The organism is Agromyces atrinae (assembly GCF_013407835.1).
Taxonomy (GTDB): domain Bacteria; phylum Actinomycetota; class Actinomycetes; order Actinomycetales; family Microbacteriaceae; genus Agromyces; species Agromyces atrinae.
Map to the genome: position 1 here is coordinate 1,044,109 of NZ_JACCBI010000001.1, position 17,316 is coordinate 1,061,424.

14 protein-coding genes are annotated in these 17,316 nt (G+C 69.5%); 5 read left to right on the forward strand and 9 right to left on the reverse strand.

Annotation, left to right across the window (positions count from 1 at the left end):
* Positions 1 to 31: 31 nt before the first annotated feature.
* Together BJ972_RS05095 and BJ972_RS05100 are read right to left on the reverse strand one after the other, a co-directional pair.
* Entirely contained in the window at positions 32 to 1,051 is a 1,020-nt protein-coding gene (locus tag BJ972_RS05095) for an AraC family transcriptional regulator (protein ID WP_129172737.1), read from the reverse strand.
* 139 nt (positions 1,052 to 1,190) lie between these two features.
* Complete coding sequence (locus tag BJ972_RS05100; RefSeq protein ID WP_164989873.1) at positions 1,191 to 1,358, reverse strand: hypothetical protein; 168 nt, start codon at positions 1,356 to 1,358, stop codon at positions 1,191 to 1,193.
* 192 nt (positions 1,359 to 1,550) lie between these two features.
* On the opposite strand from BJ972_RS05100, the gene BJ972_RS05105 reads away from it, so the two are divergent.
* Positions 1,551 to 2,039 (forward strand): Dps family protein, encoded by a 489-nt coding sequence (locus tag BJ972_RS05105; protein ID WP_129172738.1) that lies wholly within the window; start codon positions 1,551 to 1,553, stop codon positions 2,037 to 2,039.
* 108 nt (positions 2,040 to 2,147) lie between these two features.
* A complete protein-coding gene (locus tag BJ972_RS05110) occupies positions 2,148 to 6,278 on the forward strand; it encodes an SCO7613 C-terminal domain-containing membrane protein (protein WP_129172739.1) in 4,131 nt (1,376 codons plus the stop codon).
* Positions 6,279 to 6,285: 7 nt separating this feature from the next.
* On the opposite strand, the gene BJ972_RS05115 is transcribed toward BJ972_RS05110, so the two are convergent.
* The 7 genes from BJ972_RS05115 to BJ972_RS05145 form a co-directional block, all read right to left on the reverse strand.
* Positions 6,286 to 6,945 (reverse strand): response regulator, encoded by a 660-nt coding sequence (locus BJ972_RS05115; protein WP_129172740.1) that lies wholly within the window; start codon positions 6,943 to 6,945, stop codon positions 6,286 to 6,288.
* A gap of 13 nt (positions 6,946 to 6,958) precedes the next feature.
* A complete protein-coding gene (locus BJ972_RS05120) occupies positions 6,959 to 8,305 on the reverse strand; it encodes a sensor histidine kinase (RefSeq protein ID WP_129172741.1) in 1,347 nt (448 codons plus the stop codon).
* A 145-nt stretch (positions 8,306 to 8,450) separates the two neighbouring features.
* Positions 8,451 to 9,896: an amidohydrolase gene (locus BJ972_RS05125; protein ID WP_129172742.1), complete on the reverse strand. Its 1,446-nt coding sequence runs from the start codon at positions 9,894 to 9,896 to the stop codon at positions 8,451 to 8,453.
* Positions 9,893 to 10,528: an FMN-binding negative transcriptional regulator gene (locus tag BJ972_RS05130; RefSeq protein ID WP_129172743.1), complete on the reverse strand. Its 636-nt coding sequence runs from the start codon at positions 10,526 to 10,528 to the stop codon at positions 9,893 to 9,895. The genes BJ972_RS05125 and BJ972_RS05130 overlap by 4 nt, the downstream gene beginning before the upstream one ends.
* A gap of 13 nt (positions 10,529 to 10,541) precedes the next feature.
* A complete protein-coding gene (locus BJ972_RS05135; RefSeq protein ID WP_129172744.1) occupies positions 10,542 to 11,546 on the reverse strand; it encodes an Fpg/Nei family DNA glycosylase in 1,005 nt (334 codons plus the stop codon).
* A 1-nt stretch (position 11,547) separates the two neighbouring features.
* Positions 11,548 to 12,048: a ribose-5-phosphate isomerase gene (locus BJ972_RS05140; protein WP_129172745.1), complete on the reverse strand. Its 501-nt coding sequence runs from the start codon at positions 12,046 to 12,048 to the stop codon at positions 11,548 to 11,550.
* Positions 12,049 to 12,057: 9 nt separating this feature from the next.
* Entirely contained in the window at positions 12,058 to 12,822 is a 765-nt protein-coding gene (locus tag BJ972_RS05145; RefSeq protein ID WP_164989874.1) for a DUF2332 domain-containing protein, read from the reverse strand.
* Positions 12,823 to 12,938: 116 nt separating this feature from the next.
* Here BJ972_RS05145 and pepN point away from each other — a divergent pair, with 116 nt between their 5' ends.
* The 3 genes from pepN to BJ972_RS05160 all read left to right on the forward strand — a co-directional run bounded on the left by pepN (position 12,939) and on the right by BJ972_RS05160 (position 17,313).
* Positions 12,939 to 15,479, forward strand: coding sequence for an aminopeptidase N (gene pepN, locus BJ972_RS05150; RefSeq protein WP_129172747.1), 2,541 nt, complete (start codon positions 12,939 to 12,941; stop codon positions 15,477 to 15,479).
* A gap of 98 nt (positions 15,480 to 15,577) precedes the next feature.
* Positions 15,578 to 16,489 (forward strand): ABC transporter ATP-binding protein, encoded by a 912-nt coding sequence (locus BJ972_RS05155; RefSeq protein WP_129172748.1) that lies wholly within the window; start codon positions 15,578 to 15,580, stop codon positions 16,487 to 16,489.
* Positions 16,486 to 17,313: an ABC transporter permease subunit gene (locus BJ972_RS05160; RefSeq protein WP_129172749.1), complete on the forward strand. Its 828-nt coding sequence runs from the start codon at positions 16,486 to 16,488 to the stop codon at positions 17,311 to 17,313. Before BJ972_RS05155 ends, BJ972_RS05160 begins: the two co-directional genes overlap by 4 nt.
* The last annotated feature ends 3 nt before the right edge of the window (positions 17,314 to 17,316 follow it).

The following is a 17,316-nucleotide window of genomic DNA, read 5'->3' on the forward strand; positions in this document are numbered from 1 at the left end:
TTCCTTCGGGGTGCTCCGGCGTCGCCCGGGCTCACGCCGACCGTTCGGCCACGTTCGGTTCGCGGCGGTACTCGGTCGGTGTCACGCCGAAGCGGCGGACGAACTGAGAGCGGAAGGTGTTCGCGTTGGCGAAGCCCGTCGACGCGGCGACCTCGCCGATCGGCGCGTGAGGGTGATCGAGCAGCAGGCGGCGGGCCGACTCGATGCGCCGCTCGGCGATGAGGTCGGCCAGCCCGTCTTCGTCGGGACTGAAGTACCGGTAGAGCTGGCGACGGCTGAGGTGAAGAGCGCGTGCGATCGAGTCGACCGAGAACTCGGGAGACCGGTGCCGGCGCTCGATGAGGTCGCGCACCGTCGAGCGGACGTAGAGAGTACGGTCCTCCAGGCGTCGCGCACGGCCGACGGCCTGAGCGACGGTCGCGCGCACCAGGTCGAGGACGGCCAGTTCGACGTCGGCGACGTCGCCGGCCGTGCCGTCGACGACCGCCTCGTGCACGAAGTGGTTGACGAAGGTGCGAGTCGCGCGCGTCAAGGGAGAGTCGGGAAGAGGGAGAGCGGCGACGGCTACGAGTTCGTCGCGGGCGACGCCCAGGAGCTCGAGCGGAACCTGGAGGCCCACGGGCTCGGTCACGCCGGGGTGCTCCATGACGAAGGGCACGTCGGTCAGGAGGAGCGTCGAGCGCCCGGGCGCGATGACCGCGGCGTTCTCACCCTGTCGACAGATCACTCCCCCGCGGTTCTGGGCGCCGAAGATGATGGCGCCCTCCGACTCCTCGGCGATCCATCGCTCGGTGCGGCTCGTCGTCAGGGGCGTCTGCAGTCGCGCCGACATCGCGACGTGCACGAGGGGCACGAGAGCGAGGCGTGCGCTGAATTCCGCGGCATCCGGGGAGACGACGTCCATCCCGCGCGCGAACTGGGCGAGGCCCGCCGCACCGTCGAAGGACATGACGCTCGTCGGCGCTTCGACTCGGCGAGCGCCGGCGGAGGGAACCGCCCCGACCAGCCGGTCGAACCACGCGATGACATCGTCGTCAGTGAACCCCGCCAATACAACCCTCCAGCATCGTCGCGGCGGTCGAACCGCCCCAGCCGAGCCTACCGAGGCCGAGACGGTGGGGCGGTTCGACGCGGCTGGCGGGGGCGGATGACGCGTGCCCCCGTTCGCGTCACATCAGGGTGAGCGTCGTTCACTCGCCCTCGAGGACGTTGCGCTCCTCCTTGATGAGGCCGCGCAGCTCCTCCTCGGAGTGATCGCGCGTGAGCTCGATCGCCGCATGTTCGGCATCGGGCGGGCTGGGGTGTCCGTTCGCCTCGCGCAGTTCGAGATACTCGCGAGCCAGTTCGAGGTGTGCCATGGTCCGTCCTTCCCTGGCGCATCGTCGCGCCGTTCATTCGACACTAGGGCGACTCGTCGATTCATGCACCCGTCATACGGCGACTCGCCTTGTCATACGGGTGAGCGGAGCCTTATCTTGCTTGCGAATAAATGTCACCGGCGTAGCGTTGTCATCACCGAGAGAACGTAGAGACAAGGAAAGGTGCACACGATGACCGACACCCAGATTGCCCCCCAGGCCGTATCGAACCCCGATGTCGCTGCCGGCGTCGCACAGTTCCTCACCCCCATCGTGCAGGAGCTCATCGCTCTCGCCGTCAACGGCAAGCAGGCGCACTGGCACGTGCGCGGCGCGAACTTCATCGGCGTCCACGAGTTCCTCGACGTCGTCGTCGAGCACGCGCAGGACTTCTCCGACCTCGCGGCCGAGCGCGTCGTCGCTCTGGGTCTGCCGATCGACGGACGCCTCGCGACCGTCGCCGAGAAGACCACGGGCACGACCCCGACGGCCGGCTTCAAGACGTCGGAGAAGACGATCGCCGAGGTGATCGCTCAGATCGACGTCACGATCGCCAAGGTCGACGAGGCCATCTCCGGTCTCGAGCAGCTCGACCCCTCGAGCCAGGACATCGCCATCGCGATCCGCCAGGGACTCGACAAGGACCGCTGGTTCCTCTTCTCCCACATCGCGGTCAGCTGACCTCCACACCACTGACGAGCGGCGCGTTCTCCACAGAACGCGCCGCTTCTTTTTAATCGGCGACGCCGCTCGATACGCTGAGTCCCCAGGCAACAAGGGGGCAGGGGCATGGCAGCGCACTCAGAAGGTTTCGACGCAGGGCTCTGGCCTCGATCGACCGACGATCTCATCGATCCACGTCGCTGCCCCGCCTGCTTCACTCCGCTGACGAGCGCCGTGTGCTCGCTATGCGGCCTCGACCTCAGCGGCCCCCGCGCCCACGAACTCCTCCGCCTCTCCGAGGAGTCGGCCGGCGCGCTCCTCGAACGCTCCGATCTGATCCGCACGATGCGAGCGGAGCAGCGTGCGGCGGCGCAACGCCCGGTGGCTCCTCCCGCGCCCGCTCCCGCTCCGGCACCGGCACCGGTCGTCGCTCCGCCTACCCTCCTCGCTCCTGTTCCTTCCGCCCCGCATGCCTCCCCCGTCCCGGCTCCCGCGTCGGCACCTCTCGCTGCGCCCGTCCTGCCCACCGAACGAACGGATGCCGCGGGCGATGAACCTCGACGCCGACGCTCGAGCGTGCAGGTCGTCCTCCTCCTCGCCGGAGTCGTACTCGTCGGTGTGGCTGCCGTCTTCTTCCTGACGGTCGCGTGGATCACCGGTGGTCTCGTCATGCGCGCGGTCGTCATCGGCATCCTGACGCTGCTCGCCCTCGCGATCTCGACGGCATTGCGCCGACGACTCGAAGCGACCGCCGAGGGTATCGGTTGGCTCGCCGTCATCCTCCTGCTCCTCGATGTCTGGGCGGCTCGAGCGAACGACCTGTTCGCTGCGGGCACGACCGATGCCGGCACGTACTGGGGTGCAGCTCTCACGGTTCTCGGCCTCGCCTTCGTCGGCTGGGCGTGGCTGTCGCGGCTGCGCGCGGCGAGCATCGCCGCCTCACTCGCGCTGCCCATCGGCGTCGGCGTCCTGGTGTCGTCCTTCGTCGACGGCGACGGGATGTTCGCCGTGTTCGCCGGCCTCGCGGCGGCAGCTCTGTCGACCCTCATCCATCCCCTCCTCGCGCTCGGCCGTCGTGGCGATCGGTCTCTCGGCATCGAACGATCGACGCTCCACGCGGTCGGGGCGACCTCACTCGTGGGCGCCTCAGCCCTCGCGCCGTGGGTGTTCCCCGACCACGACGCCGGACCGATCCTCTCGGGCGGCATCGTCACCGTTGTCGCCGCCGCATTCCTCGTGCGCGGCCTCCGCTTCGGCAGCGGAGCTCCCCTGACGACGGTCACCTCAGCGATCGCCGGCGTCGTCGGCGCCGTTTCCCTGTCCGCGGCTCCCGCGTTCGTCGCTCTTCGAACGGGTGACGAGTCGTTCGCCCTGATCGTGCCTCCTGCGGCAGCCGTCGCCGTCGCGCTGGCCCTCGAACTCGTCGCACGGCGGACCCGGCCCGCGGCACCGAGAATCGTCGCCGTGAGCGCCTCGATCGGGGCGGCGGCCGTCGCGGTGATCTGCCTCATCGCACCACTCGGCCGCTCCTTCGCCGCCTGGGCCGAGACGCTGCTCGGGGCCGAGAGGCTCTGGCGAGCGCCGCTCGTCGACCCGGTACGTACTCCCCTCGGGCCCGACGTGTGGGCGACGCTCGGACTCGCTGTCGCCGTGGCGCTTGCTGCGGTGTTCTGGTTCGTCGGCGGAATGACACGCGCGCGGGGCACGGGGCTGGCGTGGGCCGCTGCCGTCGTGCTTCTCGGCGCTCCGGCTCTGCTGCAGACGCCGCTCGGCATCACGGTGGCCGGCCTGGTCATCGCACTCGCGGCGCTCGCCGCACTCGCTCGTCGAGGAGGCCTGCCCCGCGGAGCGACCGCTCCCCTGGTCGCCCTCGCGATCGCGGCGTCCTTCAGCGCGTGGCTCGCCTCGTTCGCGAACGCCGTCACGTGGTGGGCGACGACGATCGTCATCGTGCTCGCGATCTACGCCGCGCGATTCATCGCGACTGCAGCCGTCTCCGTCGTACTCTCCACGGTTCTCACCGTGTTCGTCGTGCAGGCCGCCGGCACGGCACTGCTCGTCGCGCCCGTCGCGCGCGGTGCCGATTTCCGCACGGCCGAGGGGCTCGGTGCGGCCGTGATCGCGAGCGCCGCGCTTCTCCTCCTCGCGTCACTGCGACTCGGCCGGGCGCTGTCGAACCGCGAGCGGCGTGCCGTACTGCTCACCGGTGTCGCGCTCATCCTGCCGCTCGCCTACGTCGCGACCTTCGCTTCGCCGACGCCGCTCAGCGTCGCGATCGGCAGTCTCGTCGGAGCAGTCGGCGCACTCATCGCCCTGCGCTCCGGCACGACGATGATCGGCCGCTCCGCAACGATCGCGACAGGCATCGCCGTGGCGCCGCTCGTGACGTTCGCCGGTCTCACCCTCGCCGAGCTTCTGAGCGCCGAGCCGCTCGTCGGTGCTCTCCTTCCATCGGTCGTGGCGATCCTCGTGGCCGGCGGCGCACTCGCGCTCGCTCGACGCGACGCCTCGGGTGTTCGGCGCATCGCCGTCGAGATCGGCGTCGCGCTCACCGTCGTCCTCGGCCTCGTCATGTCGACGGCCGTCGCCGACGCTCCTCCGATCGCCCTCATCCTCCTCGCCGTCGTGCTCCTCATCGCCGCGACCGATCGCACAGGTCTCTTCGGCTCGCAGTCGTTGCGGAAGCATCTCGTGTGGGCGGCGTTCGCTGCGGGCACCGCCGGCCTCTGGCTGCGCCTCGGCTCAGAGGGCATCGACTCGCTCGGCTCCTGGACCCTCGCTCCCGCGGGAGCACTCGCCGTCATCGCCGCCCTCACGGAACGCGCACGTCGCCGAGAGACGGGCACCCCGAGCCCGGCCGACGCCGCACCGCGCGATGCGAGCACGTCGTCGTACTCTCTCGACGCTGCCGCCCCGGCCGTCATCCTCTTCGCGGCGAGCGTTCTCGCCCTCCTCCCCTTCGTGATCGAGCAGCGAGATTCGCTGGGCGGCATCATCGCTGCATCGATCGGTGCGCTCCTCCTCATCGTCGGCACGTGGGTGCGTGCTCGCGCCGCCGACGCCGCCCTCGTGCTCGCGACGGGAGCGGCCGGCGCCGCCGTCGTGCTCACCGCGATGACGCTCCGAGCGACGGGCCCCTGGTTCGGCGAAGAACCGAACGACATCTGGCTGCTCGCCGGTCTCGCGGTCGTGGGCGTCGCAGCGGTCGGCTTCGCGCGAAGCGACACGGCCGTTCACGCGCGCACCTCCTCGGCGCTCGTCGTCGCGGGTGCTGTGCTCTTCGTCCTCGGCGAGTCGACCGCCATCGCCGTGGAGGGCGGACCGATCGCGCGATCACTCTTCGCGACCCTGCTCCTCGCCGCCCTCGGCGCGGCCTCCGTCGAGGTGTCGCGTGCACCACTCGGACGACTCACGGCGTGGACGGCGATCGGGGGAAGCGCCGTCGTGACGGCCACGGCACTCGCCACGACATCGATCCGACCGATCGAGTGGCTGACGATCCCGTTGGTCGTCGGTCTCGCGGCGACCGCATGGGCCGCACGCCGCCCCGCGACGCGACGCGAATCCGTCGCGCTGTGGGCGATCGCGCTCGTGCTGGGGTTCGGAGCATCGATCGTGGCACTCGAGCCCGATGAGCTCGTACGCCCTTTCATCATCAGCGCGACTGCCGCCGTCCTCCTGATCGGAGCGGCAGCGGCAGGTCGGCGCGGACCGATCCGCGCCCCGTACATCTTCGCCACCCTCGCGATCTCGGCGCCGGCCCTCGTGATCACGACAGGAATCCAGAGCATCCGCGAGCTGCCGCTCGCCGAGACGGAGCCCGGTTTCGACCTGTGGCTGGTGAGCGGAGCCCTTCCGGTGCTCATCGCCGGGTGGCTCCTCTTCGCTGCGCGACCGAACGCGTCGAGCTGGCCGTTCCTCGCCCCCGGACTCGTCCTGCTGCTCGTGCCGCCGCTCCTGCTCGACTTCACCGGCACGACGCTCTGGCGAGCCACGGTCCTCGGCGTCGTGGCACTCGCGCTCCTCGTCGTCGGCGCTCGCGCCAAACTCCAGGCGCCCTTCGTGCTGGGAGGCGGCGTGCTCATCGTGCACGCGGTCGCTCAGCTCTGGCCGTGGATCACCCTCGTCTATGAGTCGGTCTTCTGGTGGATCTGGCTCGGCATCGGAGGCGTGCTCCTCATCGTCGTCGCGGCGACCTACGAGAGGCGGATCCGGGAGTTCAAGGCGGCGGCGCTCGCGATCGCGCACCTGCGCTGAGGCGTCGTCAGCGCTGCAGCCAGGTCAGCACCGCAAGGACCCGGCGGTGATCGGTGCCCGAGTCCTCGAGAGCGAGCTTCTGGAAGATCGACGTGACGTTCTTCTCGACGGCGCCGACGCCGATGAAGAGCCGTTCGGCGATACCGCCGTTGGTGCGGCCCTCCGCCATGAGCTCGAGCACCTCGCGCTCGCGCGGAGTCAGGGCGGCGACAGGGTCGACGCGACGCGCGAGGAGCTCCCGCACGACCTGAGGGTCGAGCACGGTTCCGCCGGCGCTCACGCGCGCGACGGCATCCTCGAGTTCCTCGAGCGATGCGACGCGGTCCTTCAGGAGATAGCCCATGCCGCCCTCGCCGGCGGCGAGGAGCTCGTGTGCGTACGTGCCCTCGACGTACTGCGAGAGCAGGAGGATGCCGGTCTTCGGCAACCGCCTCCGAATCTCGAGCGCTGCACGCACGCCCTCGTCGCGGAACGTGGGAGGCATCCGCACATCGAGCACCGCGAGGTCGGGGGCGATGCCGTCGATTTCGGCGAGGAGCGAATCGGCGTCACCGTACGCTGCGACCGTCTCGAATCCCGCCTCGTCGAAGAGGCGGACGAGTCCCTCGCGAAGGAGCAGAGAGTCCTCGGCGAGAACGAGGCGCAGGGCGGGGGCATCGGTCGGCACCCCCTCAGCGTACTCAGCCGACGGGGAGGGGCACGTGCGCGCCGATCACGGTGGGCCCGCCCACCGGGCTCTCGATCACGAGCACTCCGCGGAGTCCGCGGAGACGTTCCTCGAGCCCGCGCAGTCCATGGTCGTCGCGGAGCGATGCTCCCCCGCGACCGTTGTCGGTCACCCACACATCGAGCCACGCTCCGCCGACGACCGGGCGAAGAGCCGCGTGCAGGCGTATCTCCGTCGCGCCCGAGTGCTTCGCCGCATTCGTCATGAGCTCTGCCGCGACGAAGTAGACGTTACGTTCGATCTCCGCCGGCAGGCGTCCGTCGGGAAGCGACAGTTCGAGCCGGACCGGGATGATGGATGCCGCGGCGAGGGATTCGAGACCCGCGGCGAGACCGCGGTCCTGGACGATCGGCGGCGCGAAGCCGCGCGAGAGGGCTCGGAGTTCGTCGAGGGTGTCCTTCGCCTGGCCTCGAGCCTCGGCGAGCACCGCTCGGGCTGCCTCGGGATCGGAATCGAGCTTGCGTTCGGCTGCGGCGAGGTCCATCTGCAGACGCACGAGGCGCTGCTGCGGACCATCGTGGATGTCTCGCTCGAGGCGGCGGAGCGAGCGGTCCTCGGCCTGGACAGCGGCACCCCGCGATGCCGACAATACGGCGACCTCGCGCTCGAGCGCCTCTGAACGCCACGACGACAGCATGCCGCGCGCGACGACGTCGTGGAGCAGCGTGAAGAGACGCGTGATGAGCGGCAGGGTGAGAAGGAAGACGACGCCGAGCAGGAACTGAAGGATGCTCTCGCCGAGAATCGGATCGACGGTGAAGGTGCGACCGGGAACGAAGAAGTCGAGGAGCACCTGATGCAGCCAGACGTTCTGCTCATCACGGGGAAGCGTGCGTGCCCAGATCCAGAACGTCGCTCCGCCGAGTCCGACCGAGAGCCAGACGACCGCGAAGGTCCAACTGATGATGCTGATGACGGGCGCGACGACGACCGTGTGCAGGAGGTAGAGCCAGTAGTGGCCGTCGGCGAAGGGGCCGAAGACAGCGCGCCAGAATCCGATCGAACGATCGCGCGGCTCCCACACCGGTCGTGCGATCGGCGCTCGCCCGGCCCAGCCGAGGCGCATCACCTCGAGGGTTCCGAAACCGCGCGCCGCGTACAGTGCCGCGACGACGATGAAGACGCCGAACACGAGGGCGATGAGGCCGAGTCCGGTGAGGAACAGGGTGATCACGACACTGAACCCGGTGATGGCGATCGGCATCGTCAGGAGGAGGAAGCCGAGCTCGCGCGGTACGCCGCGCCACAGCGAGCCGTAGCCTCGGCGGGTCGGGGCGGGTTCGGTGCTCGTGGTCGACATGGTTCTCCTCGGTCATTCTGCCGTGCGCGGCGCCGACTCTCACGCGGCCCGGGGGCGCGTGCGTCGATCGTCCTCTCAGACTCTCGTGGCGCGGCGTTCGCTCCCACCGGGCGGGCAACCCAGTGCGAAAGGGGGTTATCCCCCGCTACAGCGCGCTGTAGGTGGCCCGACCACCCAGGAAGGTCGCCGCGACGGGCATCTCGCGGAGCTCGGCGAGGGGCACGGTGAGCGGGTCGGCGTCGACGAGCACGAGATCCGCCGCATCCCCGACGGAGACGGACCGACGACCCCGCGACGATGCGGCGAGCGCCGCCTCTCGTGTGATCGACTGCTCGGGATGCCACGGCTCGCGATCGCCGCGCGTGCGACCGACGGCGGCGGCGATCGTCACCCACGGGTCGAGCGGCGCGACGGGCGCATCGGAGCCGAGCGCGAGGGTGGCCCCGATGTCGACGAGGCTCGCGAGCATGAACGCGCGGTCGGTGCGCCCTGACCAGTACAGCTCGGCGACATCACGGTCGTCGAGGGCGTGTTCGGGTTGAACGCTCGCGGTGATCCCGAGATCGGCGAAGCGCGCGACGTCCTCTCGGCGGAGGAGCTGCGCGTGCTCGATGCGCCCGCCCACGCCGAGCTCGGCGAATGCGTCGAGGGCTGCCGCGTTGGCCCGATCACCGATCGCGTGCACGGCCGGCACGAGACCGTTCTCGGTCGCGAGGCGGACGAGCGGCAGGAGTCGCTCGGGAGGAACCGTCGAGAGTCCGTACGGGTCGACGTCCTGGCCCACGTACGAGTCGAAGCACCACGCGGTGCGCGTGTTGAGCGAGCCGTCGGTGATGACCTTGTAGGGCCCCACGGTGACGAGTTCGTCGAGCGCGTCACCCGTTCGCATCCCGTCGGCGATCGCGCGGTCGAGGTGCTGCGTGTAGATGCCGAACTCGACGCGCAGCGCGTCGAAGCCGCCGCGGCGACGTCGCAGCCAGTCGTCGCGGTTCCAGCGCATCTCGAGGTCGACGATGCCGACGACTCCGCGCGCGGCCGCCGCACGACCGGCGTCGTCGATGAGTGCGTCGAGCGCCTCGTCGCCGATGTCCTCGAGCGTGCGTACGACGCGGAAGCTGTCCTCCTCCGTCAGGAGGCCCGTCGGGTGCTCGGCGAACCCGTGGCGTCGCAGAGCCGCGCTGTTGAGCCAGACGCAGTGCAGGTCGGCGCTCACGAGCACGACCGGCACCTCTCCGCTCGCCGCATCGAGCACGGGGCGATCCGGCGCGTCCGGCCAGAGTCCGTCGCGGAACCCCGCGCCGATGATCTCGCGTCGACCTCGCGCGATTGCATCGCCGACGATCGCCGCCGCCTCCGCTGCCGAACTGGCCGCAGAGAGATCGACCCGTCCGTTCGCTTGCGCCCACTGGCTGAAGTGCACGTGCTCGTCCCAGAGGCCAGGCACGATCACCCGCCCGTCGGCCGGGATGCGTTCGCCCGAGACATCCGACCCCGCCGGCAGGATCGCTGTCACGACCCCCGCATCGACGACGACGTCGAGGAGGGTCTCCTCGCCGGGCCGGCGGACCCCGGCGAGGACGAGGTCGCTCACCGGGTGCGCTCGTCTCGCGCGCGGCGCATCTCGTCGGCGAGACGCGGGTCGGCGTAGGGACTGCCGGCATCGAGTTCGGTGATGATGCGTTCGACGGTCTCGGCGGGTCGGTTCTGACTCATCTTGTCTTTTCCGACGAAACGGTCGACACGCAGACGAAAACCGACCGTTCCCGCCGAGATGCGGGCGGCGTAGGCCGCGTTCTCGGGCGTGCCGTTCATGAGTCGGGGCTCCGGCACCTTCTGCTCGAAGTGGGCGACGAGGTCGTCGAGCACACGGAGGTTCTCCTCGTCGCTCAGGATCTCGGGCGTTCCCCAGAGGTGCACCGACACGAAGTTCCAGGTCGGTACGGCGGGCTTCGCGTCGTACCACGACGGCGAGATGTAGCCGTGCGGACCCTGGATGATGACGAGCACCTCGTGCTGTCCGAGCTCGTGCAGCTGCTCGTCGGGGCGACCGACGTGACTGACGAGGGAGATGCCCTCGGCCGTCTCTTCGAGGAGCACCGGGTAGTGCGAGGCGACGAGCTCGCCGGCATCCGTGCGGCTGACGATCGTCGCCCACGGGTTCTCCCGGATAACGCGCTTCACGGCATCCTCGCTCGCGAGGGTGAAGCTCGGGTTCTGTCTCATCGTTCCTCCGATGTCAGCGCTGGCACGAGGGGCACCAGTAGAGCTTCCGGGCGCCCATCTCCTCGAGCACGATGTTCGTGCCGCACACCCGGCACGGCAGCCCCTCGCGCTTGTAGACCCAGTGACGATCGGCACGGTTCGCCATCGCCTGGCGCCACTCCTCGCCCTCGAGTCCGTCCATCGTCATCATCTGGCCTGTCTCGACACCGATGCGCAAGAGGTGCGCCCAGTCGTGCCAGAGCGCGCGCACCGTCTCCTCCGGCACGAGCTTGCCGGGCGTGTGCGGGTCGAGGTTCGCGCGGAAGAGCATCTCGGCACGGTAGACGTTGCCGATGCCCGAGACGACCGACTGGTCCATGAGCAGCAGACCAATGGGGGTCGGCTTCTTCCGGATGACGGTCGTGAAGCGTTCCTCCGCCTCGGGCGAGTCGTCGAGCAGAGGGTCGGGCCCGAGCTTCGCGACGATCGCCTCGACCTCGGCGGAATCGCGCACCTCGCACGCCGTCGGGCCGCGCAGGTCGGCGCACACGTTCTCGGTGAGCAGCCGCACGCGCACCTGACCGATGGGAGGCGGCGGGAACTCCGCGAGCGCGTCGTTCTCCTTCTCGCTCTCGGCCATCCGCACCCGGGTGCGGCGAGGCGCACCGATCGAGCTCAGCGAGTTCTCGCCGTCGGCGTCGAACACGACGGCATCCGGATTCGGCGCGTCGAGGATCGTGCCGCGTTGGTTGGTCTGCCCCATGCGCCCGTTCGCGCTCGCGATCGTGGCGTCGAGACGGATGTCGCCGGCGAAGTCCCACGCCCCGTACATGCCGAGGTGCACACGAAGCCACACGTCATCGTCGAACTCGAGGAACATCTGCTTGCCGACCGCCCGCGCGTCGATCATCGTGCGGCCGCTGATCTCGGCCGCGCCCGCGGCGAATCGGCCTTGCGGCGACGACGCCTCGACGCGGTGTCCGACGAAGTTGCGTGCGAACTGCCGCGTGATGCGATGGACGGAATGGCCTTCGGGCATGTCAGCCGCGCGCGGGGTGGTCGACGTTCTTGCCGGCGATGTCGCCCGTGGCTTCGTACTCGGCCAGCTGAGCGATGCGCCTCGCGTGGCGCTCGTCACCGGAGAACGGCTCGGCGATGAACGCGTCGATGAAGCTCGTCGCCTCCTCGACCGTGTGCTGACGTGCACCGATCGAGATGACGTTCGCGTCGTTGTGCTGGCGGGCGAGCACGGCCGTGCTCTGGTTCCAGACGAGTGCGGCGCGGATGCCCGTCACCTTGTTCGCCGCGATCTGCTCACCGTTGCCTGAACCGCCGAAAACGACCCCGAGGGCCTCGATTCCGGCGGCCTGGTCGACGGCGACCGCTTGCGCGGCGTTGATGCAGAAGGCGGGGTAGTCATCGAGCGCGTCGTACTCGACGGGCCCGTGGTCGACGACGTCGTGACCGGCGGCACCGAGGTGCGAGATGAGGTGTGTGCTGAAGTCGAGGCCGGCGTGATCGGTCGCGATGTGGATGCGCATGCGCCCAGTCTAAGGAGTCGCCGACCACCGGATCGCGCGCCCGTGTGGCTGCACGAAGGCAAGCGGCCGGGCGTCGAGCGCAAGCAAGAAGTCACCGGCTTCGCCTCCGTCAGGCTCGGGGATGCCGGGCACGATACCCCGCGCCTCCGCGCTGATCCATCGAGCACGGCTCTCCCGGACGAGCTCGACGAACCGCGCGCGTCGATCACGAGGCAGATAGGCGAGCACCGCGGCGTGGAAGACGACGAGCGTGGCATCCTCGGGCGCCTCCGCGATGGTCTGCTCGATGCGGTAGACGAGATCACCCGTGTCGATCTGCGGCGGCTCGGCCTGCACGATGCCCACGGCGTCGTGGAGACGGCGTCGGCGGTCGTCGTGTTCGGGCCAGATGAGGGCGTCGAGCCAGTCGACGTCATCCGCGTCGGCGATGTCGAGCGGGTGCAGGTCGATGCCGCGGCGCCAGACGACCTCGGGAAGCCGGTCGGGCAGCGGCACGTCGCCCGCGACCTCGCACTCGATGACGACGGAGCTCGGTCCGATCGGCGGATCGAGCTCCGTGCCGTCGCTGTAGCGGTAGCTGTATCGATCGGGGAAGAGACAGAGGCCGGCCGAGGCGCCCACTTCGAGGAGCGCGAGCGGGCCGGGGATCGAGGTGAGGACGGGAAGGAGGGTGGCGCAGCGGGCGGGTTCGTTCGTCTGGGTCGCGTGGTCGAGGGCGACGGCCGACACCTCCGGCCAGTGCTCCGTGAGCCATCCGGCGATGTCATCGGTCAAGCGGATGCCTGCCAGAGATGCGTTCTCGGCAAACACGACGGGCGGCGCCGTCAGACGCCGCGCCTAAGCTTGATCGGGTGCGGCCACGAGCCGCCGATGACACCGAAGGAGTGACCGTGCCCGGAGAGAATCTCACCCGCGTCGAAGCCCAGGAACGCGCCGGCATCATCGCCGTCGAGAGCTACGACGTCGACCTCGACCTCACCCGCGGAGACGAGGTGTTCGGCTCGACGACGACCGTGCGCTTCAGTGCGACGCCGGGTTCGTCGACCTTCATCGATGCGATCACCCGCACCGTGCACTCGGTGACCCTCAACGGCGTCGTGCTCGACCCGTCCGTCTCCGACGGCGTGCGCATCGCGCTCGACGACCTCGCCGCCTCGAACGAGCTCACCGTCGTCGCCGACGCGCTCTACACGAACACGGGTGAAGGCCTCCACCGCTTCGTCGACCCCGTCGACGGCGAGGTCTACCTCTACTCGCAGTTCGAGGTGCCCGATTCGCGGCGCATGTTCGCCGTGTTCGAGCAGCCCGACCTCAAGGCGACCTTCCGCTTCACCGTGACGGCGCCCGAGCACTGGGAGGTCGTCTCGAACCAGACGACTCCCCCGCCGACGGAGGCCGCGCCCGGTGCGAAGACGTGGGCGTTCGAGCCGACGCCCCGCATCTCGAGCTACATCACCGCGCTCATCGCCGGCCCCTACGCCGTCGTGCGTTGCGAGCTCACGTCGAGCGACGGCCGTGTCATCCCTCTCGGCGTCTTCGCTCGGAAGAGCCTCGTCGAGTACCTCGACGCCGACTACGTCTTCGAGAAGACGCGCCAGGGCTTCGCCTACTTCGAAGAGAAGTTCCGTCGTGCGTACCCGTTCGAGAAGTACGACCAGCTCTTCGTGCCCGAGTTCAACGCGGGCGCCATGGAGAACGCCGGAGCCGTCACCTTCACCGAGTCGTACGTGTTCCGCTCGAAGGTCACCGACGCCATCCGCGAACGTCGCGTCGTCACGATCCTGCACGAGCTCGCGCACATGTGGTTCGGCGATCTCGTGACGATGAAGTGGTGGAACGACCTCTGGCTCAACGAGTCGTTCGCCGAGTGGGCGTCGACGATCGCGACGGCCGAGGCGACCGAGTGGACCGAGGCGTGGACGACCTTCGCCGCGATGGAGAAGAGCTGGGCGTACCGCCAGGACCAGCTGCCCTCGACGCACCCCATCGTCGCGACGATCAACGATCTCGAGGACGTGCAGGTCAACTTCGACGGCATCACCTATGCCAAGGGCGGATCAGTGCTCAAGCAGCTCGTCGCGTGGGTCGGCATCGACGCGTTCTTCGCGGGCGTCGCCGCGTACTTCGAGAAGCACGCGTGGGGCAACACCGAGCTCTCCGACCTCCTCGTCGAACTCGAGACCGCGAGCGGCCGCGACCTCTCGGCATGGGCGACGCTCTGGCTCGAGACCGCGGGCGTCAACACCCTCCGCCCGGTCATCGAGACGGATGCCGCGGGAGTGATCACACGCTTCGACATCGAGCAGACCGCGATCGACGCGTACCCGACCCTCCGTCCGCACCGCCTCGCGGTTGGCTTCTACACGCTCACCGACGGACGCCTCGCACGGACGCACCGCGTCGAGCTCGACGTCGACGGTGCGGTCACGAGCGTCGACGAGCTCGTCGGCCTCGCCCGGCCCGACCTCGTGCTGCTGAACGACGACGATCTCGCCTACGCGAAGATCCGTCTCGACGAGGCATCCCTCGCGGTCGCGATCGAGAACCTCGCCGGCTTCGAGAGCCCGCTCGCCCGCTCGCTCGTCTGGGGCTCCGTGTGGGATGCGACGCGAGACGCCGAGGTGCCCGCGCGCGACTTCGTGAAGCTCGTGCTCGGCAACATCGCGACCGAGACCGAGTCGACGACGCTCCGCACCGTGCTGTCGCAGGTCGTGCTCGCCGCGTCGGCGTACACGACGCCCGAGCGACGCGACGAGACCCTGCGCGAGGTCGCCGACACCCTGTGGACCCTCGCGCGCACCGCGGACGCCGGGAGCGACTCCCAGTTCCAGTTCGTCAAGGCGTTCGCCTCCATCGCGGAGTCGTCGTCCGACCTCGCGGTCGTCGCAGACCTCCTGAGCGGTGCCGTGAGCCTCGACGGGCTCGACGTCGACACCGATCTCGGCTGGGAGCTCCTCATCGCCCTCGTGGCCGGAGGTCTCGCGGGCGAGGCGGAAATCGATGCACGCCTCGCATCGGACAACACCGCGACGGGCCAGCAGTCGGCCGCGCACGCTCGTGCCGCACTCCCGACCGTCGAAGGCAAGCACGCGGCGTGGGCGTCCCTCGTCGAGGTCTCCACCGCACCGAACACGATCGTGCGCACCACGGCCCTCGGTTTCCTGCGTGCAGCCGACCCCGAGTTGCTCGCACCGTTCGTGAAGCCGTACTTCGACATGCTGCTGCCGGTGTGGGAGGACCGCTCGTACGCGATCGCCGAGAAGCTCATCGTCGGGCTCTACCCCTCGCCGCTCGCGAACCGGGCCCTCGTCGACGCGACGAACGCCTGGCTCGAGGCGAACGCCGAGCCGCCCGCGCTCCGCCGCCTCATCGTCGAGAACCTCGCCGGTGTCGAACGCGCCCTCGCCGCCCAGGAGCGCGACGCGCGCTGACGGCACCCCCGGGGTGGTACCGCGGTACCACCCCGGGCACCCGAGACCCGACTTCCGACCGATGTGCCGACAGCGGTGTCGTCCGTAACGTCGAGTGCATGATCACCGCACAACAACTCACGAAGCGCTACGGCGACAAGGTCGCCGTCGATGGAATCACGTTCTCCGCGCGGCCGGGCCAGGTCACAGGCTTCCTCGGCCCGAACGGCGCCGGCAAGTCGACGACGATGCGGATGATCGTCGGACTCGACCGCCCGAACGCGGGAAGCGTCACGGTCAACGGCAAGCCGTTCGCCGAACACCGCGCTCCCCTCCGCGAGGTCGGCTCGCTGCTCGATGCGAAGGCCGTGCACACCGGTCGCACCGCGTTCGATCACCTGCGCGCCATGGCCGCGACGCACAACATCCCCGTCGCACGAGTGCACCAGGTCATCGAGATGACCGGTCTCGAGTCGGTCGCGAAGAAGCGCGTGGGCGGCTTCTCACTCGGAATGGGACAGCGGCTCGGAATCGCTTCGGCACTCCTCGGAGACCCCGCGACCGTCATCCTCGACGAACCCGTCAACGGTCTCGACCCCGAGGGCGTGCTGTGGGTGCGACGCCTCATGCGCTCGCTCGCCGCGGAAGGACGCACGGTCTTCCTCTCGTCCCACCTCATGAGCGAGATGGCGCAGACCGCCGACCACATCGTCGTGCTGGGGCGCGGCCGCATCATCGCCGACGCACCCGTCTCCGAGGTCCTCGCGGGAGGAGCCGCGACGCGCGTTCGCGTCCGCACGCCCCAGACCGGTGAACTGATCGGGCTGCTCGCCGGTTCGACGGTGCAGATCTCGCAGGTCGAGGCCGATGTGCTCGAGTTCACGGGCATCGACTCCCCCACCATCGCGGAGGCCGCACTCGCCAACCGCATCCTGCTGCACGAACTGACCCCGCTGACCGCGTCGCTCGAAGAGGCCTACATGGCCCTGACGAACGACTCGGTCGAATACCGCACGGAGGCCGCCCGATGAGTACCGCAACCGTCACCGAACCCCGCACGAGCCTGCCCGCCTCGGCCACGCTCTCGTTCGGCGGAGTGCTCCGCGCCGAACGCATCAAGTTCTTCAGCCTGCGCTCGACCTGGTGGTCGTTCGGCGTCTACGTGGCGATCTCGATCGGGCTCGCCGCGCTCATGGGTGCGACGTTCTGGGGCGAGGGTGAGAGCATCCCCGCCGAGCAGCAGACGTCGCTCGTGCTCCAGGTCGCCACGTTCGGAGTCTTCTTCGGCCAGCTCGTGATGGCGACGCTCGGTGTGCTCGTCATCGGCGGCGAGTTCTCGACGGGCATGATCCGCTCGAGCTTCACGGCCGTACCGAAGCGCCTCCCCGTGCTCGTCGCGAAGGCCATCGTCCTCGGTGTCTCGGCGTTCGTCCTCGGCGTCGTCGCGTCGCTCGCGTCGTACGCCGTCGGCGGTGCGTTCCTCTCGAGCTTCGGCGTGTCGGCCTCGCTCACCGATCCCGACCTCTGGGTGCCCCTCCTCGGCAGCGCTCTGTACCTCGCTGTGGTCTCGGTGTTCGCACTCGGCATCGGCACGATCGTGCGGAGCTCGGCCGGCGGGATCACGGCGGCCATCGGCGCGATCATCCTGCTGCCGATCATCCTGATGATGCTCCCCGTCGAGTGGCTGCAGGACCTGCAGCCCTACCTCCTCATGAACGCCGGTCTCGCGTCGTTCGGACTCAACGGGTTCACGGCGAGCGACCTCAGCACGGCGGCGAACCTCGTCATCATCGGCATCTGGGCCGCGGTTCCGCTCATCGTCGGCGGCGTGCTCCTGAAACGCCGCGACGCGTAGGCT

Excerpts from the sequence above, each read along its gene's own strand:
- BJ972_RS05120 (WP_129172741.1), bottom strand. The coding sequence starts at position 8,305 with ATGTCGACCACGAGCACCGAACCCGCCCCGACCCGCCGAGGCTACGGC.
- BJ972_RS05110 (WP_129172739.1), top strand. The coding sequence starts at position 2,148 with ATGGCAGCGCACTCAGAAGGTTTCGACGCAGGGCTCTGGCCTCGATCG.
- BJ972_RS05160 (WP_129172749.1), top strand. The coding sequence starts at position 16,486 with ATGAGTACCGCAACCGTCACCGAACCCCGCACGAGCCTGCCCGCCTCG.
- BJ972_RS05105 (WP_129172738.1), top strand. The coding sequence starts at position 1,551 with ATGACCGACACCCAGATTGCCCCCCAGGCCGTATCGAACCCCGATGTC.
- BJ972_RS05130 (WP_129172743.1), bottom strand. The coding sequence starts at position 10,528 with ATGAGACAGAACCCGAGCTTCACCCTCGCGAGCGAGGATGCCGTGAAG.
- BJ972_RS05155 (WP_129172748.1), top strand. The coding sequence starts at position 15,578 with ATGATCACCGCACAACAACTCACGAAGCGCTACGGCGACAAGGTCGCC.
- BJ972_RS05135 (WP_129172744.1), bottom strand. The coding sequence starts at position 11,546 with ATGCCCGAAGGCCATTCCGTCCATCGCATCACGCGGCAGTTCGCACGC.
- BJ972_RS05100 (WP_164989873.1), bottom strand. The coding sequence starts at position 1,358 with ATGGCACACCTCGAACTGGCTCGCGAGTATCTCGAACTGCGCGAGGCG.
- BJ972_RS05140 (WP_129172745.1), bottom strand. The coding sequence starts at position 12,048 with ATGCGCATCCACATCGCGACCGATCACGCCGGCCTCGACTTCAGCACA.